Annotated in this window: 22 protein-coding genes and 3 tRNA genes; 15 read left to right on the top strand and 10 right to left on the bottom strand. The window is 42.4% G+C overall.

Annotated features, from left to right (window positions below; all coding sequences use genetic code 11):
* Window positions 1–103 precede the first annotated feature (103 nt).
* Together V7K84_RS19890 and V7K84_RS19895 are read left to right on the top strand one after the other, a co-directional pair.
* Window positions 104–186: transfer RNA gene (locus V7K84_RS19890), tRNA-Ser, on the top strand.
* A 155-nt stretch (window positions 187–341) separates the two neighbouring features.
* Window positions 342–412, top strand: a tRNA-Lys gene (locus V7K84_RS19895).
* Window positions 413–513: 101 nt separating this feature from the next.
* Here the strand turns inward: V7K84_RS19895 and V7K84_RS19900 are convergent.
* Window positions 514–1,602 carry a glycoside hydrolase family 3 protein gene (locus V7K84_RS19900; RefSeq protein ID WP_334840525.1) on the bottom strand — a complete coding sequence of 363 codons (1,089 nt, stop codon included), beginning with the start codon at window positions 1,600–1,602 and terminating at the stop codon, window positions 514–516.
* A gap of 437 nt (window positions 1,603–2,039) precedes the next feature.
* On the opposite strand from V7K84_RS19900, the gene pds reads away from it, so the two are divergent.
* The 4 genes from pds (at window position 2,040) to V7K84_RS19920 (ending at window position 6,135) form a co-directional block, all read left to right on the top strand.
* Window positions 2,040–3,479: a 15-cis-phytoene desaturase gene (pds, locus tag V7K84_RS19905; RefSeq protein WP_334840528.1), complete on the top strand. Its 1,440-nt coding sequence runs from the start codon at window positions 2,040–2,042 to the stop codon at window positions 3,477–3,479.
* Window positions 3,463–4,395 (top strand): 15-cis-phytoene synthase CrtB, encoded by a 933-nt coding sequence (gene crtB / locus V7K84_RS19910; RefSeq protein WP_334840530.1) that lies wholly within the window; start codon window positions 3,463–3,465, stop codon window positions 4,393–4,395. Before pds ends, crtB begins: the two co-directional genes overlap by 17 nt.
* Window positions 4,396–4,528: 133 nt before the next feature.
* A tRNA-Ser gene (locus V7K84_RS19915) sits at window positions 4,529–4,620 on the top strand.
* A 192-nt stretch (window positions 4,621–4,812) separates the two neighbouring features.
* Complete coding sequence (locus tag V7K84_RS19920; protein ID WP_334840532.1) at window positions 4,813–6,135, top strand: ABC transporter substrate-binding protein; 1,323 nt, start codon at window positions 4,813–4,815, stop codon at window positions 6,133–6,135.
* 83 nt (window positions 6,136–6,218) lie between these two features.
* Here the strand turns inward: V7K84_RS19920 and V7K84_RS19925 are convergent, their stop codons facing one another.
* Complete coding sequence (locus V7K84_RS19925) at window positions 6,219–7,043, bottom strand: hypothetical protein (RefSeq protein ID WP_334840533.1); 825 nt, start codon at window positions 7,041–7,043, stop codon at window positions 6,219–6,221.
* 519 nt (window positions 7,044–7,562) lie between these two features.
* On the opposite strand from V7K84_RS19925, the gene V7K84_RS19930 reads away from it, so the two are divergent.
* From V7K84_RS19930 to V7K84_RS19945, 4 genes are all read left to right on the top strand, one after another.
* Window positions 7,563–7,880, top strand: a complete 318-nt coding sequence (locus V7K84_RS19930) for a hypothetical protein (protein WP_099102821.1) — start codon at window positions 7,563–7,565, stop codon at window positions 7,878–7,880.
* Window positions 7,881–8,094: 214 nt separating this feature from the next.
* Entirely contained in the window at window positions 8,095–9,822 is a 1,728-nt protein-coding gene (locus V7K84_RS19935) for a succinate dehydrogenase/fumarate reductase flavoprotein subunit (protein WP_334840535.1), read from the top strand.
* 254 nt (window positions 9,823–10,076) lie between these two features.
* Complete coding sequence (locus V7K84_RS19940; RefSeq protein ID WP_334840536.1) at window positions 10,077–11,072, top strand: hypothetical protein; 996 nt, start codon at window positions 10,077–10,079, stop codon at window positions 11,070–11,072.
* A 172-nt stretch (window positions 11,073–11,244) separates the two neighbouring features.
* Window positions 11,245–11,430, top strand: coding sequence for a DDE transposase family protein (locus V7K84_RS19945; protein WP_334840539.1), 186 nt, complete (start codon window positions 11,245–11,247; stop codon window positions 11,428–11,430).
* Window positions 11,431–11,508: 78 nt separating this feature from the next.
* On the opposite strand, the gene ctpC is transcribed toward V7K84_RS19945, so the two are convergent.
* The 3 genes from ctpC to V7K84_RS19960 all read right to left on the bottom strand — a co-directional run bounded on the left by ctpC (window position 11,509) and on the right by V7K84_RS19960 (window position 15,621).
* Entirely contained in the window at window positions 11,509–12,792 is a 1,284-nt protein-coding gene (ctpC, locus tag V7K84_RS19950) for a carboxyl-terminal processing protease CtpC (RefSeq protein ID WP_334840540.1), read from the bottom strand.
* Between the two features lie 279 nt (window positions 12,793–13,071).
* Complete coding sequence (gene ispG, locus V7K84_RS19955; RefSeq protein WP_322660193.1) at window positions 13,072–14,298, bottom strand: (E)-4-hydroxy-3-methylbut-2-enyl-diphosphate synthase; 1,227 nt, start codon at window positions 14,296–14,298, stop codon at window positions 13,072–13,074.
* Between the two features lie 429 nt (window positions 14,299–14,727).
* The gene (locus V7K84_RS19960) at window positions 14,728–15,621 is read right to left on the bottom strand and encodes a pentapeptide repeat-containing protein (protein ID WP_334840544.1); all 894 of its coding nucleotides are present in this window, start codon (window positions 15,619–15,621) and stop codon (window positions 14,728–14,730) included.
* A gap of 88 nt (window positions 15,622–15,709) precedes the next feature.
* Between V7K84_RS19960 and V7K84_RS19965 the strand changes: the two genes are divergently transcribed.
* Complete coding sequence (locus V7K84_RS19965; protein WP_334704929.1) at window positions 15,710–15,928, top strand: hypothetical protein; 219 nt, start codon at window positions 15,710–15,712, stop codon at window positions 15,926–15,928.
* 354 nt (window positions 15,929–16,282) lie between these two features.
* Window positions 16,283–17,317 carry an isochorismatase gene (locus V7K84_RS19970; RefSeq protein ID WP_334840546.1) on the top strand — a complete coding sequence of 345 codons (1,035 nt, stop codon included), beginning with the start codon at window positions 16,283–16,285 and terminating at the stop codon, window positions 17,315–17,317.
* 96 nt (window positions 17,318–17,413) lie between these two features.
* Here the strand turns inward: V7K84_RS19970 and V7K84_RS19975 are convergent, their stop codons facing one another.
* Window positions 17,414–18,313 carry a LysM peptidoglycan-binding domain-containing M23 family metallopeptidase gene (locus V7K84_RS19975; RefSeq protein ID WP_334840547.1) on the bottom strand — a complete coding sequence of 300 codons (900 nt, stop codon included), beginning with the start codon at window positions 18,311–18,313 and terminating at the stop codon, window positions 17,414–17,416.
* 235 nt (window positions 18,314–18,548) lie between these two features.
* Between V7K84_RS19975 and V7K84_RS19980 the strand changes: the two genes are divergently transcribed.
* Complete coding sequence (locus V7K84_RS19980) at window positions 18,549–19,757, top strand: HhoA/HhoB/HtrA family serine endopeptidase (RefSeq protein WP_334840549.1); 1,209 nt, start codon at window positions 18,549–18,551, stop codon at window positions 19,755–19,757.
* Between the two features lie 101 nt (window positions 19,758–19,858).
* Here the strand turns inward: V7K84_RS19980 and V7K84_RS19985 are convergent, their stop codons facing one another.
* The 3 genes from V7K84_RS19985 to ispD form a co-directional block, all read right to left on the bottom strand.
* Window positions 19,859–20,206, bottom strand: a complete 348-nt coding sequence (locus V7K84_RS19985) for a DUF760 domain-containing protein (RefSeq protein WP_094347414.1) — start codon at window positions 20,204–20,206, stop codon at window positions 19,859–19,861.
* A gap of 171 nt (window positions 20,207–20,377) precedes the next feature.
* On the bottom strand, window positions 20,378–20,920 hold the full coding sequence (scpB, locus tag V7K84_RS19990) for an SMC-Scp complex subunit ScpB (RefSeq protein ID WP_094347413.1): 543 nt from the start codon (window positions 20,918–20,920) through the stop codon (window positions 20,378–20,380).
* Window positions 20,921–21,127: 207 nt separating this feature from the next.
* Complete coding sequence (gene ispD / locus V7K84_RS19995; protein WP_334840551.1) at window positions 21,128–21,811, bottom strand: 2-C-methyl-D-erythritol 4-phosphate cytidylyltransferase; 684 nt, start codon at window positions 21,809–21,811, stop codon at window positions 21,128–21,130.
* Between the two features lie 69 nt (window positions 21,812–21,880).
* Here ispD and V7K84_RS20000 point away from each other — a divergent pair, with 69 nt between their 5' ends.
* On the top strand, window positions 21,881–22,840 hold the full coding sequence (locus V7K84_RS20000; protein WP_334840553.1) for a glycosyltransferase family 9 protein: 960 nt from the start codon (window positions 21,881–21,883) through the stop codon (window positions 22,838–22,840).
* Between the two features lie 237 nt (window positions 22,841–23,077).
* Here the strand turns inward: V7K84_RS20000 and V7K84_RS20005 are convergent, their stop codons facing one another.
* Window positions 23,078–23,548 (bottom strand): CRR6 family NdhI maturation factor, encoded by a 471-nt coding sequence (locus V7K84_RS20005; RefSeq protein ID WP_322660441.1) that lies wholly within the window; start codon window positions 23,546–23,548, stop codon window positions 23,078–23,080.
* 661 nt (window positions 23,549–24,209) lie between these two features.
* Between V7K84_RS20005 and V7K84_RS20010 the strand changes: the two genes are divergently transcribed.
* A complete protein-coding gene (locus V7K84_RS20010) occupies window positions 24,210–24,656 on the top strand; it encodes a Fur family transcriptional regulator (RefSeq protein WP_334815878.1) in 447 nt (148 codons plus the stop codon).
* The last annotated feature ends 67 nt before the right edge of the window (window positions 24,657–24,723 follow it).

The raw sequence follows: 24,723 nt of genomic DNA on the forward strand, positions 1-24,723 counted from the left end.
TAAACGAGCACCCATATTTCAGTTACCTCAGTAGATGCATTCTCCGTATTTACTTATCTTTACATAATTAGGTTTTTTCGCACCTACCTACTTACCCCTGAATGGAAGATGCTGCTGAATGGACGGCAACCAAGCTTGAACCTTGGAGTACGGGCAACTGTAGGGGTTCGATTCCTCCATCTTCCTCTTTTTCCACCTGAAGCCGAAAAGCGAGGCGCTGTGCTGATAACACAGAAATAGGAGGGGCAGTACCTCCCTGGTGGATTTATATCTAGTGTTGGTGTTACAAAGCTTGCGATGTAATACGATCGCACTTGCTCATTTCTTTTTCAAATTAACTAGGGTGGTTGGCATACCGGCTGTGCAGCGGGCTTTTAACTCGCAGAAATAGGTTCGACCCCTATACCACCCACTAAACAATTAAAAATTTAAAATTTAAAATTCAAAATTAAGAAATGCAATCTTAGTTAGCCTTTTGGCAATTGCTAATATGTAGCTTGAATGCAAGTTGGGTTATGAATAGCAACTAGCGATCGCTAGTTCAGAATGTTGCAATAGTATATCTTTATCCAGAGCACTTACGGGATATTGCGGTGTTACTGCCAGTAGTTTCTCAATTCTTTCTCTGGCTGCTTCTACGACTGCTTCATCTAAGCTACCGTTACTGAGCGAATCAGCAAAATCCTCAGCAATCCGATAAGTTCTTTCAATAGATGATGAATTAATATTACGCGAAACAATAAACAAGTCACAGCCTGCATTAAATGACCGCGCCACAGTACCAGCTTTCATAAACATATCTGAGATCGCTTTCATATCCAAATCATCAGATACAACTACTCCCTCAAAGCCAAGTTCCTTTCTAAGTATGGTTTTGAGGATAGCCTGGGAAAGCGTTCCTGGTACATCAGGATCTATCTTGGGAAATAAGATATGGACAGTCATAATCAAAGGAATCTGTACTTCGATTAAAGCTCTGAAGGGTATGAGTTCTCGAAGTCGCAGGTCTTCTAGAGTTAAATTCAGTATTGGTAACTCAATGTGAGAGTCTTTGCTGGTGTCTCCATGTCCGGGGAAGTGTTTAGCGCATCCCAAAATTCCTGAATCTCGAAGTCCAAGGTAGTAATCACGGGCACCCTGAGTAGCAGTTTCGGAAGTGTTACCAAAGGCGCGAGGCCCAATCACGGGGTTGTCGGGATGGGAAAAAATATCTGCTACAGGTGCCCAAGATAAATTTATTCCCAGTGATTTTAGTTCTACCGATGTGGCTTTTGCTACTTCATAAGCGTGGGATCGCAGTAAAAAAGCATGAGGAAAGCGGGTAATTGGCGGTGGTGTACGAATGACACGACCTCCTTCATGATCGAGAGTCATGAACATAGAATCACGTTCAGTATATTCTCGTATCTGTTTATTCAAATCCTTGAAACTTTCCAGCCAAACCTGATATGGGGTGCCATCCAAAAAGTTCTTAGCAAAAAAGATTGCCCCAATCGGTTTTAATTCATTGAGTGCGCGTTTATCGTCATCGCTTAATGTCGTGCCGGAAATACCTAAAATTAAGTGATGTCCAAAGCGCCTTAGCTCCTGCGATACACCCATAATCTTTTACCTATTAAGTTGTGCGGTAAACAACTTGGTTGTTCAATTTAGAGGACATAAACATTTATCCTACACCCTTATAGGGAAAGGAAAGTTTTCTTTAAGTAATGCCTCAAACATTTCCTGAGAGCAAATACACAAATTAGCAAAGAAATCAACTACTTTAAGACAACTTTTAAAAATAGCTATTTTCAGTCAAAGGAAATACTTTTGTTTCCCTAAATCACTTGCATGTAAATATAGATAAAGCGCACACCGCAAAGCTATTGCCAACAATGGTATTGGCAATTTGCTTGGGCAAGTGCGCGTAGGTAAAATTCCCTTTGGCAAAAGTTTTTTGGGGAAGCGATCGCACAATAACTGCCAAATGTAACGGATTGCAACGTATAATGAGAACGATAAAACGGTTAAGAAATATTGAAGAGCAGTAGGGTTACATGCGAGTAGCGATCGCGGGAGCGGGACTAGCAGGACTTTCCTGCGCGAAATATCTTACAGACGCAGGTCACACACCCATTGTCTTGGAACGTCGAGACGTTCTAGGCGGTAAAGTGGCCGCATGGAAAGATGCTGATGGAGACTGGTACGAAACAGGTCTGCACATCTTTTTTGGCGCATATCCCAATATGTTGCAGTTATTCAAAGAACTGGATATTGAAGATCGATTGCAGTGGAAAGAACACACAATGATCTTCAACCAACCAGATGCACCAGGTACTTACAGCCGCTTTGATTTCCCAGATTTGCCGGCACCAATTAATGGTATAGTGGCAATTCTGCGAAACAACGACATGCTGACATGGACAGAAAAAATCCGCTTTGGCATCGGATTATTGCCGGCCATGATTCAGGGGCAAAAGTACGTTGAAGAAATGGACAAATATTCCTGGACAGATTGGCTGCGTAAACAGAATATTCCAGAACGGGTCAATAAAGAAGTTTTTATTGCCATGGCCAAGTCACTGAATTTCATCGGGCCAGATGAAATTTCAGCAACCATTCTTTTAACTGCCCTCAATCGTTTCCTCCAGGAAAAAAAAGGCTCGAAAATGGCCTTTCTGGATGGTTCGCCAACAGAACGATTGTGTCAGCCGATAGTAGATTACATCACCGAACGCGGTGGAGAAGTCCGCTTGAATGCCCCTTTAAAAGAAATTTTGCTAAACGCCGATGGTAGCGTCAAAGGATACTTGATGCGGGGGTTGAATGGAGACGAAGATGAAGTTTTCACGGCGGATTTGTATGTATCTGCCATGCCTGTTGACCCTCTGAAGGTAATTTTGCCAGCACCTTGGAAAGAAATGGAGTTTTTCCAAAAGCTAGATGGGTTAGAAGGCGTGCCTGTGATTAACGTGCATTTGTGGTTCGATCGTAAACTTACGCAAATTGATCACTTGCTATTCTCGCGATCGCCCCTCCTAAGCGTTTATGCTGATATGAGCAATACCTGCCGTGAATACGCCAACCCCGAACGCTCGATGCTGGAATTAGTTCTGGCCCCGGCAAAAGATTGGATTGCCAAATCCGATGAGGAGATTGTGGCTGCCACTATTGCCGAGTTAGAAAAACTCTTCCCCGACCACTTTGGGGGAGACAATCCAGCAACATTGCTGAAATCTCATGTGGTGAAAACGCCCCGTTCAGTTTACAAAGCGACCCCTGGTCGTCAACAGTACCGTCCCTCGCAAACAACCCCCATTAGTAACTTCTATCTCAGCGGGGATTACACCATGCAACGCTACCTAGCCAGTATGGAAGGTGCCGTACTTTCTGGTAAGCTGACAGCGCAGGCGATTTCTGAGGCCCTCCCGGTAGCAAATTCCTCAAACCTGCAAACGCTCACCCGACCGCCCGCAACGAATGCTGCAACTGCCTGATTCCCCGCCGCGCATGAAAACGCTGGTCTCTGTAGACGAGTCATACAAACTTTGTCGGCATCTCACAGCAAAGTATGCCAAGACTTTTTACCTGGGTACTTTGCTGATGAGTCCGGTAAAACGTCAATCTATTTGGTCAATTTACGCTTGGTGTCGCCGTACAGATGAATTGGTGGATGGCCCCGCATCTGCTATTACCACGCCAGAAACCCTAGACCTATGGGAACAGCAGCTGGAATCGATTTTTGCGGGGCGTCCATTAGAAAATTACGATGTAGCTTTAGTTGATACCCTCCAGCGCTTTCCGATGGACATTCAGCCATTTCGGGATATGATTGCCGGTCAGCGTATGGACTTATATCGCAGTCGTTATGAAACCTTTGAGGATTTATACCTCTACTGTTACCGCGTTGCTGGCACTGTTGGCTTAATGTCAACATCAGTTATGGGTGTGGATAACACCATATATGCAGCACCGTGGCAACAGAACAAACAACCTTATGTTCCCATAGAAGAAGCGATCGCTCTCGGAATTGCCAATCAACTCACCAACATCCTGCGGGATGTGGGAGAAGATGCCAAACGGGGACGGATTTACATTCCCCTTGAAGACTTGGCAAAATTCAATTATACCGAGCAAGACTTCTTCAAAGGTGTGGTAGACGATCGTTGGCGGGCATTGATGCGCTTTCAAATTGACCGCGCCCGCCAATTTTACACCACATCCGACCAGGGAATTACTTATTTAGCATCCGATGCCCGTTGGCCTGTGTGGGCAGCATCAATGCTGTACGGTCAAATTTTGGAGGCGATTGAACGCAACGATTACGATGTATTCAGTCAGCGAGCTTTCGTTCCCCAGTGGAAAAAGTTACGCACCTTGCCCGTAGCTTGGATGCGATCGCAAGTCCTTTAAGAAATTAGTCATTTGTCCCTAGTCCTTAGTCCTCAGTGTTTTATAAATAACCAAAGACTAATCACAAATGACCAATGACAAATGACTATTGACTCTTACTGCCAAGTCTGGTAACATTGATATTCGTGAGTCAGGAGAGGTGGCTGAGTGGTCGAAAGCGGCAGATTGCTAATCTGTTGTACGGCAGGCAACTCCGTACCGAGGGTTCGAATCCCTCCCTCTCCGTTTTTCAGCTTTTGATACACGGAGAATATTCTGTGTACAAAAAAAATTACTAATATCGGCGTAAATATTTCTACTCCCAAAGATGGATGATATGATTTATCCTTTGGAGTCTTGATAAGATCCAGCTAAGTTACAAACCTAGTTTGGATCTTATTTTTAGGCTCCTAAATATCTGAGGAGTGAGAGTAATTTATGATAAAAATTAGTGCCGCCTTAAGTTTAAGTATAGCTACCCTTGCGGCTGGGTTTCTACTTGGGGCTTGTAGTGATAACAGTAACCCCAACGGCACAGCTAACAACGGAAGTACCGCTACCCCAGCGACAAACTCAACTACTACAAGCAGTGCTAAAGGACTAAAAATTGGTTCTCTGTTACCGACGACAGGCGACTTGGCTTCTGTAGGACAGCAGATGCTAGGTTCCATCCCTTTACTGGTCGATACGGTTAACGCTTGCGGTGGGGTGAATGGCGAATCAGTTACCTTGGTGCAAGTAGACGACCAAACCGACCCGAAAGCTGGAGCTGCTGGTATGACTAAACTAGCAACTTTAGATAAAGTAGCAGGTGTAGTTGGTTCCTTTGCCAGTAGCGTTTCTAGTGCAGCAGTCTCCATTGCCACCCCGAATAAAGTAATGCTGGTTTCTCCTGGTAGTACCAGTCCCGTCTTTACCGACAAGGCTCAAAAAGGCGACTATAAAGGCTTTTGGGCACGTACAGCTCCCCCCGATACCTACCAAGCACTAGCTTTAGCCCAACTTGCCAGAAAAAAAGGTTTCAAGCGAGTTTCTACAGTCGTAATTAATAATGACTATGGCGTAGGCTTTGAAAAAGCATTCGTGCAAACTTTTGAAAAATTGGGTGGAACTATAGTTAATAAAGATAAACCTGTGCGCTACGACCCAAAAGCCCAGACATTTGATACAGAAGCGGCTGCTGCTTTTGCTGGGAAGCCAGATGCAGTTCTGGCTGTACTCTATGCCGAAACTGGTAGTCTGTTCTTGAAAGCCGCTTATCAGCAAGGTGTGGCGAAGGGAGTACAGATTCTGCTGACAGATGGGGTAAAATCTCCTACTTTTCCCGAACAAGTTGGCAAAGGCGGTGATGGTAAATATATTTTAACAGGAGCGATCGGTACAGTACCGGGTTCCGATGGTAAAGCATTAGAAGCTTTCAACAAGCTGTGGAAGGATAAAAAAGGTGGTGCGCCAGGGGAATACGCTCCTCAAGCTTGGGATGCAGCAGCTTTATTGACATTGGCGGCGCAAGCTGCTAAAGAAAATACAGGCGTTGGCATAGCCAGCAAAATCCGGGAAGTTGCTGATGGGCCTGGCACAGAAGTTAGCGATGTCTGCGAGGGACTGAAGTTACTTAAAGATGGTAAAAAGATTAACTACCAAGGAGCCAGCGGCAACGTAGATGTTGATGCTAACGGCGATGTCGTCGGTGTGTACGATGTTTGGACAGTAGGAGATGATGGCACAATCAAGGTGATTGACAAAGTTACCCCTAAGTAGAAACTTAGGAGTTAGGAGTGATGAGTTATAAATTTAATCAATTGAATCTTAATAACTCCTAACTCCTAACTCCTAACTCTTAACTATTTAATCCCACTGAAGTTGTAACCAACTCCTAACAACAAGCCCACATCAGTTTGATCGAAAAAACCGGCATTGATAGCAGCTGTTGCCGTAAATTGAGAAGTTAGAGGCACATCAATGCCACCAGTCACCAAAAAGGCAAATTTTGAATCATCACCAGTTTTGTAAGCTGCACCCACTCCGACGTAAGGTGCGATCGCTAATGGTTCGCTAAAAGCATCTGCTGATTTAAAGGTAAAATCGTAGGTGATCGGAAGTAGAACTGTGGTGTTGTCCCCAAATATGGCTGAGGGTCGCACTGATATAGAATTTGTCAGTCCGATTTTGCTGACTACTGCAAAGTTACCATCGCCCAAAGATGTGTCACCACCATTCAAACCAATGTTAGCCGCGACGCCAAGATAGCTACTACCACCACTGGTAGTTCTACCTAAATCAATATCAGATTGCGCCACTCTTATAGCAGATGGTTGAGCAGTTGTTTGAGAAGTCGGTTGTACAGGTTCAGAGGTGAGGGTTGCAGATGAGGTCGCCACTGTGCCTGGAAAGGGTATGGGTGTTACATTGGCGTTTTCCTGTATCGCAGTGTTGGGCGATTGCTCTACCTTAGTTAAATTTGTGACTGTAAAAGTTTCAGTTGTTTCTGTAGAGAGATTTTGGCTAAACTCGTTGGGAGACGCTACGGTTGCGGAAGGTTCAGTTAATGGCTGATTGCTCGACTTGTTTACTGTCTGGGCGCTTGCAGATAAACCGCTACTCAGGAATGTAAGAGCAGCTAAACTTGGCAACCAAAAAACACCTTTACGAAGAAAAATAGTATTCACGTTCACTCCTAAAACAATGTTGCCACGAAAAATAAAGATTTTTGTTGATTTAAGTCAACAAATTTGGGCAATATTCAAAATTTAACATCAAAAAATCGGTTTTTGCATTCTGACTTTACTTGATTTCTCTAGTTAATATTTACTAAAAAAAAATTAAATTTTATAGCAATCCTGAATCACTCATGAGAAACAAGAATACTCAACAACTTTTACAAAATCGGGGATTTGTGAGTTGCAATTTTCACAAATTAAATAGAATTGATATATTTATTTTAAATATCCTTAATTTGATAGATGACAAATAGTCTCTTTGCTTAAAACTAAGATAGTGTTTGTTAAGGAGGCGATCGCGACCTCTCCTAATGCAGAGAAGAAGTTTTTTAGCATAGTTGTCTTACCGCCAAAGGCAGCTAAATTGTGAAGTGATATTACGAAGCTTGCAAAAATATTTAGAAATTGCCTAGAAGGCAAACATAGTTCTAACGTAGAACCTATTAGGAGAGACTGGAGGCAAATGTGATGAGCGAAAATAATATTCAAAAGTATCGGTTTGTCTGTACCCTGACTTTCGGTGATATCTACGGCCAAATAATTGTTTGGTTGATTACGATTACCTTAAGTTTGGCATCAGCTTTGGCACTGATGGGTGCCAAGCGGCCCGTATACGCTTTAGCAACAGCGGGTCTCGTCGTTCTGCTATCGCTACCTTTCTTGTTGTTTGCGTTTGTCACTACCTTGTTAAATCATATTGAAGTTAGTCCTGTAGGGCCGGGAACCAAAATGGAACCTATACCAGGTAATGTATCTCAACAACAACCTGTACAAGCAACTAGCTAAAGAGTTAGGAGTTATGAGTTATGAGTTATAAGTCACTCTATTTGTGCCATAACTCTTTGTTTTTAACTTTTCACTCCTAATTTAAAAATTTGTTATAACGTCCCTGTCTGTAGGCAGGGAATTTTTTTGTAGAGATGCTACTGTTACAACGCACTAGCTGATTAATCACCTCTCTACAATAGAACAGCAGTGGTTTGCAATCAGGGGGCTAATTATGCTGGAACACGATGTGATTATTGTCGGGGGTGGATTGGCGGGATGTCGCGCTGCTGTAGAAATTGCCCGCACTGACCCTAGTTTAAATATTGCTGTGGTTGCCAAAACTCACCCAATTCGTTCTCACTCGGTTGCGGCTCAAGGTGGTATGGCTGCATCGCTGAAAAATGTTGATTCAGAGGATAGCTGGGAAGCACACGCTTTTGATACTGTCAAGGGTTCTGATTACTTGGCAGACCAAGATGCCGTAGCAATTCTCACCCAAGAAGCGCCAGGTGTGGTGATTGACTTGGAACATCTCGGCGTTTTGTTCTCTCGCTTACCCGATGGGCGCATTGCCCAAAGGGCTTTTGGCGGACATTCTCACAACCGCACTTGCTACGCCGCTGACAAAACCGGTCACGCGATTTTGCACGAATTGGTTAACAATTTGCGGCGTTATGGGGTGCAAGTTTATGAAGAGTGGTACGTGATGCGTCTCATTTTGGAAGAAAATGAGGCCAAGGGTGTGGTCATGTTCCATCTTTTGGATGGACATATAGAGGTGGTGCGGGCAAAGGCAGTGATGTTTGCCACAGGGGGCTATGGTCGCGTTTATAACACTACTTCTAATGATTACGCGTCTTCGGGTGATGGTTTGGCAATGACTGCGATCGCAGGTTTACCCCTCGAAGATATGGAATTTGTCCAGTTTCATCCCACTGGTTTATATCCGGTAGGGGTGCTGATTTCAGAAGCAGTACGGGGAGAAGGGGCGTATCTAATTAATAGTGAAGGCGATCGCTTTATGGCGAATTATGCACCCAGTCGCATGGAACTAGCTCCTCGTGATATTACCTCACGAGCGATCGCTTACGAAATTCGCGCTGGACGTGGTATTCATCTCAATGGCAGTGCTGGTGGCCCCTTTGTCTATCTGGATTTGCGCCATCTAGGCAAAGAAAAAATTATGAGTCGCGTTCCCTTCTGCTGGGAAGAAGCCCATCGTTTGGTAGGTGTTGATGCGGTAACTCAACCGATGCCAGTCCGTCCGACAATTCACTATTGTATGGGTGGTATCCCAGTTAACACCGATGGGCAAGTCCGCAGTAGTGGTGATGGTTTAGTTGATGCTTTCTTTGCTGCGGGTGAAACATCTTGTGTTTCTGTACATGGTGCAAATCGTTTGGGGAGTAATTCCCTGCTGGAGTGTGTAGTTTATGGTAAAAGAACTGGAGCTGCGATCGCCAAATTTGTGCAAAAACGTAAGTTACCCTCTGTAGATGAGCAACGGTATGTAACAGAAGCCCAGCAACAAATTCAATCTTTGCTAGAACAACCAGGACAGTACCGCATTAACCAAGTCCGTGAAGCTTTTCAGGATTGTATGACTGAGTTCTGTGGTGTTTTCCGCACTGAGGCATTAATGACTGAAGGTTTGCAGAAACTAGAGGAAATACAACAGCGATATCCACAAATTTATTTAGATGACAAAGGTAGTTGCTGGAATACGGAACTTGTAGAAGCCTTAGAATTGCGAAGTTTGATGGTAGTGGGACAGACTATTTTGGCATCAGCCCTAAATCGCCAAGAAAGTCGTGGCGCTCATTTCCGCGAAGATTATTCCGAGCGAGATGATGCTAACTTTCTCAAACATACAATGGCTTACTATTCTCCAGCAGGAATTGATATTCAATATCGACCGGTGGCGATTACTATGTTTGAGCCAAAAGAGCGGAAGTATTAGTAAAGTATGAACTATGAAGGATAAAATACCATATCCTTCATAGCTTTACGTGTACAAATCCAGCATAGTTGAATCACTGAATAATAATTTTATGTTGTAATTTACTGCCTAATTTTTAACTATTCAAACCAGATGTTAAAAAATACAAGTAAGTTTGTAGGAGAAAAACAATCTACATTTATTTTTGTAAAAACTCTAGAATGATATATTTCAAAGCGGCATAATTATTTTATATATTGTTATCTAATACCATTTTGAACGCCAAATTAATTATGCTTTCAGAAAATATTGTCAAATTAAAGCAGAAAATAAACTCATTAGGTGCTTCATATCCTTTAGATGAAGTGAAACCAGATTTTGTTGATAAAGTTCAATTAGAATCAAATAATGATGATTACTTCAAATGTATTTTTAAGAAGATGTCTGGCTTGATAAATAAATGTGCTACACGTATTAGTAACTATAAATCTATAACTGAATTAAAAAGCGAAGATTATGAACGGATAAATGAATTAAAAAATTTGTACTCAGAGGCTTATATTTATTCAAAGCTAAAATCCTGGTTGGCTATTGAAAAAGTTCCAGAAACTTTACAGAGAACACCAGACTTCAAAGTTACATTTCGTGGTTCGCCCATTTATATCGAGATTAAATCTTTAAATATGGCTGATGGCCAACTTAAGCATATAGAAATTATGGATAAAGTATCTAAAATGAAAATTGATTTAGAAACACAGAAAAAAAGCGGTAAAGCAATTGCTATATCAGAAACAATTATTCAACCATACTATAAATCGGGTAATCCTTATAACGCTAAATCTACAAAAATGATGATCGAAACTCTCATAGATAAAATTACGAACAACCTGAAACAAGAACAATTCAATCAAGGTGATACTTTGCTTTTGGTAGATATTGCTACTCAACTACCTGTTCCTCATCCTGAAAGCGCAATTCGTGAAAATTATGAGATACATAGCAATAAAGTGAGCGGGGTTTTGTGGCATACAGCATTTGGTATTATGAATAGCACAATTTATCCATTTCCTGCACTTGAGGATGATTCTGAAACTGAATATCTAAGTTCAGAAGGTATTTTGAATACTCATCCTTATATTAAAGGGTTGATCTTTCATATTGATGAAAATTTTTATGCCTTAGCTAAATCAGCAGACGAGAATCTTAGAGCGATTGAACTCATTTCTTATCTGTGTCCTAAAACTACCGTGTTAAGTCTACACAGTCAGTAGATTAACTCAAGGAACAACGAAATCCAACGTTATTACCGTTGGTATTTGTGAGAAACGAGCGCATTACACCCTAAAATCACACCTACAGAATGTAGGATTTAGAAGTAAGTGCGAAGATATTTTCTGTATGCAGTAAAATTCTGACTATAAAAACAAGATTTTTATTTAAAATATGATGGATTCACAAACTTGGTATATTGTCAAGCGTTCTGCTGGAAACTGCGAAATTATCGCCAGCGACCAAGTTGGCGATGATAATCTAGAAATTATAGAACAGTGGGGGCCTTTTAGTTCGCAAGAAGAAGCGATCGCTCGACGTGTCGGACTTATTAGGGCTGGAAAGTGCAAACCAGTTTAAGTTAGTAGTTAGAAGTTAACAGTGATGGACTTTATTCCTAACTCCTCACTATTCACTCCTAACTTTATTCCTAACTCTTCATTTTTCTGCTGTAGGTGTCCCCTGAGCAGCAATTTTTTTACCTATCACTTCCACCGCTTTAGCGAATTGAGGGTCTGCAAGAGTCGCAAGTTTGTCGCGTTCGTGGAGCCACAAATCTTCCATCTGCTTTTTGCTCAAATCCACCTTCACATCTGGCGAAATGCCTTTGTGATTGATATCTGTACCATTGGGAGTATAGTAATGAGCAATTGTCACCGCTAATCCTGAGCCATCTTCCAGGGGACGCACCGATTGCACTAGTCCCTTACCAAAGGTTTGAGTACCGACCAAAGTAGCACGCTTATTATCTTGCAAAGCCCCTGAGAGGATTTCACTAGCACTAGCTGAACCTTTATCTACCAGCACCACCAATGGTTTAGTTGTCAAGGCTCGTCCGTTTGCCTCTTCCTTTTCTGCCTCACCTTGGCGTTCAACAGTGGAGACAATCTTACCTTTATCTATCCACATCCGGGCAATATCCACGCTGGAGAACAGTAACCCGCCTGGATTACCACGCAGATCGAGAATATATCCAGCGACCTTTTTGCTTTCTAAATTTTTGATGGCGGTTTGCATTTCTTTACCAGCATTGGCACTGAACTGGTTCAAGCGGATGTAACCAAGATTTCCTGCTGGGGTTTTCTTTTCAGAAAACTTAACTGGATGGATTTCAATTCGCGCCCGTTTGATATCAAACTGTTTTGTCTTACGGTCGCGCAAAATTGTCAAGCTGACTTGAGATCCTGCTGCACCTCTGATTAAGGATACTGCCTGATTAGTATCCATCCCCTTAGTATCTTTGCCGTCAATTTTGAGAATGATATCTTTTGCCAAAACACCAGCTTTAAAGGCTGGTGTATCTTCGATTGGTGCAATTACAACCAATTGCTTGGTTTTTTCATCCTGGCTAATCGTGATGCCAATACCTGTCAATTCTCCAGAGGTATCCACTTGCATATTCTTGAATTCCTCTGGACTCATAAACCGAGTGTATGGGTCATCTAGCTTTTTGAGCATTTCCCGAATGGACTTATACGCATCTTGCGGATTACTGTAGGACTTGCTCAAGTATTCCTTACGAACAGCCTGCCAATCTACCTGATTAAAAGTACCGTCTACATATTGGCGTTGAACAATTTGCCAAACTTCATCTACTAGTTCTTTGGGACTTGCTTTAAATAAAGCCTGACCTCGCGAATGAATGCCAAGGCTAGTAACAGCGATCGTGGAGAGTGTCACTGCCGTAGCACCCAAAACAAGCCTACTTTTTGTAATCACCATAATGACAGCTGCGTCAGAGGGAAAATATATAGTCAGTATGCTCAATCTAACACAGGCTACCACTGTACAGACCGAGTATCTATCCTTAATTTAAACAAAATACTTGACAATCCGGCGAACTTGATGGCTAAAAGATACAAAGTTTTTGGGTATGGGGCATAAGAGGCAGAGGAGCAGAGGTGCAAAGGGGCAGAGGAGAAAAAACTTACTGCAACTTCTCCTCTGCTCCCTTACTCCCCTGCTCCCTTACTCCCCTGCTCCCCTGCTCCCCTGCTCCCTTTAAGGTTCTACCCAGCGTTCATCTGCCTTAATGAGGTTAATTAATTCCTCTACACCTTTATCTTCTGGGACTTTTTTAATTTCTTCTCTACCACGGTACAAAGAAATATAACCAGGTGTTTTGCCAACATACCCATAGTCGGCATCTGCCATTTCTCCGGGGCCATTGACAATACAACCCATAACTGCAATGTCTAGCCCAGTTAAGTGTTTAGTAGCTTCCCGGACTTTGTGCAGCACTTCTTCTAGATTAAACAAAGTGCGTCCACAGGAAGGACAAGCGACGTATTCCACCATCGTTTTTCGCAATCCCAAAGCTTGGAGAATGCTGTAGCAGACGGGGATTTCTTTTTCTGGTGCTTCTGTCAGTGAGACGCGGATTGTATCGCCAATGCCATCAGCAAGTAACGTGGCAATACCAGCTGTAGATTTAATTCGCCCGTATTCGCCATCACCGGCTTCTGTAACACCTAAATGTAATGGGTAATCCATACCCAGCTCATCCATGCGCTTGGCGATGAGGCGATAGGCGGCTACCATCACCGGGACTCGTGAGGCTTTCATGGAAATTACCAAGTTGCGGAAATCTAAAGATTCACAGATGCGGATGAATTCTATGGCAGATTCCACCATTCCTTCGGGCGTGTCACCGTAAGTAAATAGCATTCTCTCAGCAAGGGAACCGTGATTTACCCCGATTCGCATCGATTTACCTTGATCGCGCAAAGAAACTACTAGAGGTTCTAAGGTTTCGCGGATTTTATCGCCAATTTCGTCAAATTCGCTTTTAGTATATTCAGTTCGATTGATGTTTGGCTTTTCAAACACATACAAGCCTGGATTAATCCGCACTTTCTCTATATGCTTGGCAACTTCCACGGCGATTTTCAGCCCATTGTGATGGACATCAGCCACAATTGGCACGTCTTGGTAAGTTTTAATTAATTTTTGTTTAATTTCTCCTAAAGCTTTAGCATGAGCCATACTTGGCACTGTGACGCGGACAATTTCGCAGCCAATTTCGTGCAGACGACGAATACCAGCTACAGAACCATCTATATCAAGAGTGTCTTCGTTAATCATTGACTGCACCACAACGGGGTAGCCGCCGCCAATAGTGACATTTCCTACCTTTACGGGACGGGTTTTACGCCGCTTGATGGTTGTATCAAAGGTGGCTTGAGGTGATGTGATGCTTGAAGTGTTTACTGTGGGCAGAGTTTGCATAACCTGATTCGGTAAATTTGCTGTTGCTCAAATATCAGATTTAATAAATCTCTGTTTCCCAGATTGCCACAGCTAGGGCTTTTTTGGACGATTACTATAGAAAAAAATGGAAAATAATACAGGCAAAGAAATAAAGAGCATTTGAAGAGTTTTGCTCATTTGTAAAGATATTTTGCTTAAAAATCCTTTTAATTGAGTAGCTGGAGTGCGATCGCGCAACGTTCAGTAGGAAAGCTTAAGGAAGCGATCGCCTTATTACTGAGTTATCAATATTACTTATAATCTAGGAACTCCATGACCCAATCTGCAATACTTGTAATTCACTCAATTCCTGATAGTGCAGCTTTAATTACAACTGTACTCTGTGAGTATCCAATTCCTAAGCCTCATAGGTGTAAGCGATGGAAATTAATACAAATGGTGAATAAATTATTGATCGTCATCATCAAAAGTTAATTCGTCACTATCTAAATCTAATATATAATCAATTTTTTCAGGATCTTCAACGTTATGTAGTTGATTTTCTTCAATTCTCTTTTCTGGCATGATAGTGTTGCAGAAAATAGCGCCCTGCAAGTCTGTATATCTCAAATAAGTATCTCGCAAGTCTGTATTTGTGAGGTTAGCATTCCTTAAGTCTGTGTGTATTAAGTTAGCACCTCTTAAATTACTGCCACTCAGATTTACACCTTGCAAGTCAAGATTCCTGAGATTACAACCGCTAAAATCTAGTCTACTTAAGTCAGCACCGGGATATATGCGAATTACACCTGGTGGATCATTTGCTGCTGTGTCTTTAAAACCACGAGAATTATAGTAAATAGCGTCAGTTAAATTTGCTTTACAGTTATTTATTTCATTGGTATCATCAACATATAAAACAGTACGCTTAAGATAAACTTTTTTCAAGTAATGCTTAAATTCGACTACAAACCAACTATCAATATTTGCTTTTTCCCAGTTAGTATCACTGAGATTTACACCCTGCAAACCGATTTCTCTTAATAGAGCTTGACTCAAATCAGCACCAGTTAAATTAGAACCTATAAAAGATGACTGAAATGCATCCATAGCTCTTAAGTTAGCACCTGTTAAATTGCATTCATCAATGCGAGTATGATCTAGGTTTACTCCACTTAGGTTAGCTTCTTGCAAATTGCTAGAAATGATGTCAGCATAGCCTAAATTGACATTACTTAAATTCGCCTTGCTGAGGTTGACACCATACAACTCAACACCTTTTAGTTTGACACTACTTAGGTCAACTCCTGAAAAATCTCTCTCACCTGCGGCATAGCGTTTGAGTAATTCATCTCGATTCATAAGAGCGATAACTTCGTTAAGCTTTGCTAACGCTAAATTTATTTAATAATACAAATATACTATTAAGGAAGGAAAATGAGGAGCGATCATGCTAGAAAAAACATCTACATTCCAGAAAGCCATAGAAGCAGTAGAAGCATTAGATCCAGAAGCTCAGGCTATTCTTGTAGATATTATCCAAAAGCGCCTTAAACAACAGCGAAGGGATGACTTATTAAAGGCGGTTGCAGAAGCTCGTGAAGCCTATGAGAAAGGGGAAGTACGTAGTGGAACTGTTGCTGATTTAATGGCGGAGTTAGATGATTGATGCAGCTGCTATGGAGTGCAAGATTTATTTGAGATTTTAAGCGTTTAGCCCATCGAAATCCAGAATTACGCTCTGTAGTTGAGCAAAGATTACAACAACTTGCTGAAGATCCGTTTTACCCTAGCTTGCGTACTCATAAACTTAAAGGTGATTTATTGGGTACATGGGCTTGTTCCATAGACTACAGCAATCGGATTCTATTTGAGTTTGTTCCTCATCCCGATTCTGGGGAATTAGTGATTTCTTTGTTGACTTTAGGTTCTCATGATGATGTTTACTGAGGTAACACTAGACTTAAAAAAATTTGGGAATTGAAATCATAGATGTTATTACAGAATAAAAGCGGCTGTAATTATGAACACCCAAATAACACCCCAACTAGCAATTCCCCCGCACTTTAACTCAGAGAAAGTCGGCGAAGTCTGGCGCGTACCTTACCAAGAACGTGCCGCTGAAGCTGAAATCTGGGCAAAACAACACGATATCAAACCAGCATCTTTAGATAAAACTCGTATTTGCTTGCTGTTAATTGATGTCCAAAACACCTTCTGCATCCCTGGATTTGAATTATTTGTAGGTGGAAAATCTGGGAAAGGGGCGGTGGATGATAATGTCAGATTATGTGAGTTTATTTATCGCAACTTGGGAATAATCACGAAAATTGTACCAACTCTAGATACTCACACAGCAACGCAAATCTTCCATCCAATCTTTTGGGTAAACGCTGCCGGAGAACATCCCACTCCAGCAGCGACTAGCATCACACCAGCAGACATCGAACAAGGTATCTGGAAAGTTAACCCAGCAGTTGCTAACAGTGTTACTAATGGGGATTATGAATTATTAGAAAAACACGCTTACCATTACCTTAAAAAACTAAGTCAAGACGGTAAATATCCCCTCACTGTTTGGCCTTATCATTCTATGTTGGGCGGTATCGGTCATGCTCTAGTTTCATCGGTAGAAGAAGCGATATTTTTCCACGGCATTGCGCGTCAGAGTCAAACGCAATTTGAAATCAAAGGTGAAAATCCTTTAACAGAAAACTATTCCATCTTACGTCCAGAAGTGTTGGAAGATTTTGAGCAACGTCCACTCGCTCAAAAGAACACGCGCCTGATTAAACAACTTTTAGAATATGATGCAGTAATTATTGGTGGTCAAGCTAAAAGTCACTGTGTCGCTTGGACAATTGACGATTTATTAACAGAAATTAAACAAATAGATGCTACCCTGACGAAAAAAATCTATTTGATAGAAGATTCCACTTCTCCTGTTGTTGTCCCCGGTGTTGTGGACTACACAGAACAGGCAGATGCAGCATTTACAAGGTTTGCAGAGGCAGGAATGCACATCGTAAAATCTAACGAATCCATAGCATTTTTTTAACGCAAAGGATCGCAAAGGTTTCGTAGAGGAACACAGAGATTTCCTTTACGTTCCTCTGCGCTTCCCTTTGCGTCCCTCTGCGTTTAAAAACAAACCTCATTTCTTCAAATAACCTTTGGGATCTTGCGCTACCCAACCCAGAGATGAGCTAGAACGCACTTCAAAATGGAGATGCGGTTGAGCGGATGTTGGTTTTCCACTGATGCCTACTGTTCCTAGTAAGTCTCCTTTTTTCACTTGTTGACCAACAGTGACTTTGATACTGTCAAGCTGGGCGTAGCGGCTTTGAAGTCCCCCACTGTGGTTAATAATGACCAATTTGCCATAAGAACCTTGATCGCTGGCAAAGGCTACAGTTCCAGGGGCGATCGCTAGCACATTAGTACCAACTGGTGATAATAAGTCAACACCACTGTGGAAGAAAACTTCACCTGTCGCAGGATTAATTTGCCAGCCGTAAGCTAATCCCACATTTGCCACTTGTGCTAAGGGATATCCAGACAAAGATGCACGGTTTGGTGTACCTGTATCAGTAGGTAAAGGCGACTTAGTTACAACACCATTAGGCGACCAATTTACCCCCGGAACAAACACAACTCTAGGGTTTTGTTGGCAGCCATTCACCTCAAAAAGGCTATCAGCCCGAACTTTGTATTGTGCCGCCACTTGTCGCCAAGTTTCACCGCGAGGCACTTCGACTACAATCCCATTGTAGGGAGGAATCTGAAGCACACTACCAACGGCGGCAGCTGCACCGTTCTGCAAAGCTGGATTCATGCCAATAATAGTTGTCGGAATGAGATTGTAGCGCTGCGCTATACTCTCCAAAGTTTCGCCACGAAGAACTTTATGGCGTTGGAAGCGAGATAGGGCTGGAGTTGAGCAACCACCCACAGCAGCGTTAGCACTGTTTGAGTTTGAGTATGGCAGTATGCTTACTAGGCCCAAGGCGCTAACTAAGCTACAGAGAAATAGTTGACGAAAGGGTAAAGTCATGTATAAAGGTCAATAGCGCATTAACTTTAGATTTTAGATGGGAAGAATGGGGATTGGGGGAGATGAGGAAGATGAGGGGGACAAGAAGATAAACAAAACTCCTAACTCTTAACTCCTAACTCAGCACTCCTAACGCCCAATCCCTAATTTCTCGTAAATTGATCTGTCCACTTGCCGTTCGCTTGACTACACTTAGAAATTAGCAACTGCATTGCTGTTCTTGAGCAAAACAATTATGAAGTTATCCTTAAAGCAACTGGCGGTTTATGTGTTTTTACTGGTAATTGGCGGTAGTGCAGGTTTGTTTGGCAGTCGCTATCTCCTGCCACAAAATCGCTCATTCCAACAGCTAAAAAATGTAACAATGGCTTCGCCTCCAGAATCCGTAGTTCCGAATTCTCCTAACGGAGCTATTGGGGCTACTGGGGGCGATAACGTGAATTTTATTGCGACGGCAGTGCAAAAAGTTGGCCCGGCTGTAGTGCGAATTAATGCCACTCGCAAAGTAGCCAATCCCATCTCTGACGCTTTGAAAAATCCCCTCTTGCGGCGATTCTTTGGAGAGGATGACCAACCAATTCCTCAAGAACGCATTGAGCGCGGTACAGGATCGGGATTTATTTTGAGCGAAGATGGGGAATTACTCACCAACGCTCATGTAGTGGCAGATACAGATACAGTACAAGTTACCCTCAAAGATGGTCGGAGTCTAGAGGGTAAGGTGGTAGGAGTTGATTCAGTAACAGATGTGGCGGTGGTAAAAATAAAAGCGAATGATTTGCCGACAGTAAAACTGGGCAATTCGCAAAACCTGATCCCAGGACAATGGGCGATCGCTATTGGCAATCCCCTGGGTTTAGATAATACTGTTACTATCGGCATCATCAGTGCTACCGATCGCACTAGCACTCAAGTTGGTGTCCCAGATAAACGAGTCAGCTTTATCCAAACTGATGCCGCAATTAATCCTGGTAATTCTGGTGGCCCCTTATTAAACGCCCAAGGCGAAGTGATTGGTATTAATACTGCTATCCGCGCTGATGCTCAAGGACTTGGTTTCGCCATCCCCATTGAAACCGCCGCCCGCATCGCTAATGAACTTTTTACTAAAGGGCGTGTAGAACATCCCTTCTTGGGTGTTGAAATGGCAGACCTTTCTCCCATCAGAAAACAGCAGATTAATCAAGAAAATCAACTAAACATTCAGCAAGATGCTGGAATTGTGATTAAAGGAGTCACAGATGATTCCCCAGCCAAGCGTGGAGGACTGCTTCCTGGAGACGTGATTCAAAAATTTAATGGGAAACCAGTCAAAACTTCAGCCCAAGTTCAGAGGCTGGTAGAGTCTAGCAAAGTTGGAGACATAATAGCGCTCGAAGTCAACCGCAGCGGTAAAGTTCAAACCTTCAAAGTACAATCAGGAGCTTATCCTGAAAAGAAGTAGTCAAAATAATTCGTAATTCCTAGAGAGCGTCATTCCGAATTACGAATTAGTAATCAATTATTTGGTCAATAGTTCCAGAATGTTTGACTACTGACTATTAATTATTGGCCATTAGACAAATGCTCTAACTGCATTCTTTGTTCCATCTGGCGCAGAAAATACCCTGTCATCATGGCTGATGCTAGAAGCCCAGCTAAGTTTTCCCGATCTGTTGTGATTTGCACGTTGAAATTTTCCGCGGGGAGCATTCCTACTAGCCCTTGGACATTTTGCGAGATGATTTGTTTAATTTCGGGGCTGGCGGACTGAGCAACCCTAGCTAAAACATCAGGAGACTGATGCTGTAGATATTTGAGTAACTGATTAGGGTATTCCTCAGAGTGGTCGGAAAGAAGTTGATTAGGGTGTTCCTCAGAGTTGTCATTCAAAAAGTCAGGATTAAACACCATTGGCAGTTTTATTTAGCTTAATTGCTAACTCTACTCTAAACCATAGTACAAGGCTAGCGCATTCACCACAGGTATAAGTCAAGAGGAAATGAGTGTGATTAGGGGAGAGATGACAGATGACAGGTTATAGGGAATAATCTGCACGCTGTAACCTGTACCCTATTCCCTTCTTTACTCTCCACTCGCCACTGCCTTTAGTTCTAGTTCTAGTTCTAATTGTTCTTCCTTCTGACTGGTAGAAAGTATTTGTGGGAGTTGTTCGATTTGGAAATACTGATGGAATTTCGGCGTTACTTGGAGTGAGTAGGAGCGAGAATCGCTGTCTCGGCGCTTGCGGATGAAACCAAGTTCGACCAGTTCTGGAACGTGTTGATATACTCCCGAACCGCGCAGGTTAATCAAGTCGCTCTGAAGTATGGGACTATTAAGAGCGATCGCGGCCAAAGTCCGTAATGCACCTACACCCAATTCCACTGGTATCATCGTTTGCACTAGATCGTGAAAGTCAGATCGGAGTTGCAAACTATAACCATCTGGGGTTTCTATTACCTCTAAAGCGCTATCTCGGTGGGCATAATTGTCCATGAGTTCAATTATGCCTTCTTTGACAGTGGCGCGATCGCACGCGGCATACTCGGCGATTTCGCCGAGCGACAAGGGTTTACCCTTTAAATAGAGAATTGCTTCTATCTTCGTCGCTGTGGCTGTAATCATTTAGTCATTAGTCGTTAGTCATTGGTTATTAGTCATTGGTCATTAGTACATGACAACTAACAATCAACAAGTGTGTGGAATTATATCGTAAATTGTCAAAGTATTTTTTTAAATTTTCAAATTTGGAATTGGGATTAGGGGAGAGGTGACAGGTGACAGGTTACAGGAAATATATCTGTAACCTGTAACCTGTACCCTATTCCCTTCTCAAAAGCCTCTACTTGTGAGAATAAATTCTGCGATCGCTAAATCTTGTGGAGTGGTCACTTTTAAATTTGTCTCCTCTCCCTCGACAATTCGGACTTCGATGCCGCACTTTTCAAATAAGGCGGCGTCGTCAGTTACTTCCCAACCTTGACGGACTCCTTCAGCATGGCACTGTTTCAACAACTTGACATCAAATCCTTGGGGAGTTTGTGCCGCCCATAGTTGTCGTCTGTCGGGTGTATCTTGAATTATGCCTTGTTCATCAACAACTTTGATGGTGTCTTTGACGGGTACACCAGCAATTAAACCGGGACAGTGGCGAATGGCCTCGGCACAAGAGTTAAATAAATCTGGTGTGGCTAGGCATCTAGCACCATCGTGAATCAACACTTGTTCTGCGGCTACTGGCAGAGATTGTAAGCCATTGTAAACAGATTCTTGGCGGGTGGAGCCACCTGGAATCAATTCCACTGGTTTAGTCAGCTTCAGATCGGCGAGAATTGCATTTAACTCTGGCCAATCGCTAGACTGAGAAATAATCCCGATCCAACTGATTGTACTGGCGGCTTCTGCGGCTAATAGAGTCCAGGCAATAATTGGTTGCGATCGCACTTTTAGCAGGAGTTTATTGCGGTTACTACCCATTCTTTTTCCGATTCCCGCAGCTGGAATTAGTAAATACACAGAATTCCTCAATCTTTAAGCTATATATTTTCCCCTAAAATAGGGAGCGAGTAAGCGTCAATAAATATTATGCGAGTAGTAGCCCTTGTACCTGGCGGAATTGGCGACCAAGTTCTCTTCTTTCCGACTCTAGATGACCTGAAGCGCCATTACCCTAACGCTCAGATAGATGTCTTTGTTGAACCCCGGTCAAAGGCTGCCTACCGAGTGAGCAAGTCAGTTCACGAGGTGCTGAACTTTGATTTTAATGACCGTAACAGTCTGGCAGATTGGGGTAATTTAGTAGGGACGATTCGCGATCGCGAATACGATGTTGCCATTGCTGTTAAGCAAAATTGGTTGGTGGGTCTTTTACTCTGGTTGACGGGAATTCCTATACGTATTGGCTATCAAGGCAAAGGAGCGGGTTTTCTAACCCACGCTGTGCCATTTAAAGCATCCCAATATGCGGCGGCAGTTTACCATGACTTGCTGCAACCGTTGGAAATAAATAGCCCTGTCCCAGAGTTAGCAGTAAATGTGCCAAAACCAGATATTGAGTGGGCACAAAAGGAACAAAAACGTTTAGGGGTTCATGAAACAGGCTATATCTTGATTCATGGCGGTTCTGGCCAGTTATCCCAGGCTAAAGAACTGGATAAAATCTACCCTGTCGAGAATTGGCAGCAAATTATTCAAGCCTTCCAACAAAAGCAGCCGGATTTACCTGTGGTTGTTATTAAGGGAGTTGATGATGAGCAGTTTGTGCGATCGCTTCTGGAGTCTTCTCCAGATATCAAGGTGACTGCCCCAGATGATATTGGTAAGTTAACTGCCATAATTGCCGGGGCAAATTTGATGTTATCGACTGATAGCGCGCCATTACAACTAAGTGTTGCAGTTCAAACCTATACCATTGCCATCTTGGGCCCCAGCGATCCAGCTAAGTTGTTGCCGAAAAACGATAAATTCCTGGCTATTGAATCCCTCACGGGAAAAACGGCGGATATTTCACCAAACGCAGTTTTAGAGAAAATTTGGGGTGGCTAAACCAGTAGTTTTTCCCAATTTCTCCAATCAGTCTATTGGATATCCAATCTAGTTATGCGTTTGTTGAATGACCGCAAAACCTGGACGTGACAGTTAGATTTTGCGGTTATTCAGTAGTGAAGAAGGATACAAAATTCAGAATTCAGAATTCTGAATTCTGTCATCAGAATCAAGATGCTCTCTACGAGACGCTGCGCTATCCTCCAGTCGCTTAACGTTCTCCTGAATTCTTTCTTGTTAAAATATCCCAAAAAAAGCATCATCTAATTCATAACCCAGCATTTGGGCCATGGACTTTAGGCGCGAGAGGCTAGGGATGTCCTGTTGTTTGAGCCAATCGCCTAAGATAAAGATTTTATGCATCAAAAATATCTCTAAGGCTTCAGGATTGTACTGAATACCTTCTTGGGAACTAAACTGGTGTGGTACAAGCATGGCGGCATAACGAGCAAATTCTCCAGCTTTCCAATCTAATAAAAATGGCAACCAGGGGTATTTGGCATCTAGGCGCACAAACCACAGGCGCACCTCTGGAATTTCTGAGAGTTCTCGTGGATCGCCAGGTTCGAGATTGTAATTGATATCAAAGCGTAGCTGCTGTTCATGGGATATAACCCCATCTTGCAGCAGTTTTTCAATCACCGTTGACGCAGGCGACAAATCCAGATTGTTAATGAAGTCATTATTGAGTGCGATCGCAATTGTCATTGATTCAGCAGCCACTTTCTTGATGCTCAACTGTAGGATCGAGAATATACAGTAGCAGCTTTCAGGGATTGACGCTACATTGACTTTTAATAGCACAAAGTTTTCTTTACAAATCAATTAGTATTTACTGATACTTTTTTGCTGATAATTTCGTCAACCTATACAAGGTTTAGACACAAGTCTGAACTGCTTAAATTTATTTGATACTTTTACTTAATTTTCGCTATTTATAACAAATATACATCCAGTTACTAGCCCTGATATGAGCCACTGGCTATCGCCACTCACTTCACCGATTTTTACTAAAATTAAATATTACTTTGATCGTTGCTATAATTACTCGCCTTTAACTAAATAATTACTACACGATTAATATGGTACGCCATTAGAATTAGCCTACTTGGGTAAGGCAATGCCTGCCCCAAGGTGGACATTTACAGCAAATTTAAGTTAAAGTTGTAATGAGTTTGTTTTAGATTAAGGTCTGACAAAGTAGCCGTCAACAAGCAAAAAAATCATTATCGCCACCTGTCACTTCCACAGCATCAAAAGCCAAAACATAAGTGCAGGTAAAACAGCAGCGTGCAATATCATTGCATATATTAAATAACCAATAAACATTTAGATGGGAAAATTCCCTCAACAGTTAACAAGCTGTAATATGCAAAAACAAACAATTACTACAAGACCAATTCGTTCTTTAGAAGATGCACTTGAGCGCTGTCAAATCCTGGGTATGCGCGTCAGTCGTCAGCGTCGTTTTATTCTGGAATTACTTTGGCAAGCAAATGAACATCTTGCTGCAAGAGAGATTTACGATCGCTTGAACCAACAAGGCAAAGAGATCGGCCATACCTCTGTTTATCAAAATTTAGAAGCATTATCCAGTCAAGGCATCATTGAGTGTATTGAACGCTGTGATGGGCGTTTGTACGGCAATATCAGTGACTCTCACAGTCATATAAACTGTGTGGATACAAATCAAATTCTTGATGTTCATGTGGAACTACCAGAAGATTTGATCCGCAAAATTGAAGAAGAAACAGGAGTGCGGATTACTGAGTACAGTATTAACTTTTTTGGCTACCGCAATCCGCAGGAGGGATAGTGGGGAGCAGGGGAGCAGGGGAGCAGGGGAGCAGGGGAGCAGGGGAGCAGGGGAGCAAAGAAAAAGT

The organism is Nostoc sp. (assembly GCF_036917315.1).
GTDB lineage: Bacteria > Cyanobacteriota > Cyanobacteriia > Cyanobacteriales > Nostocaceae > Nostoc.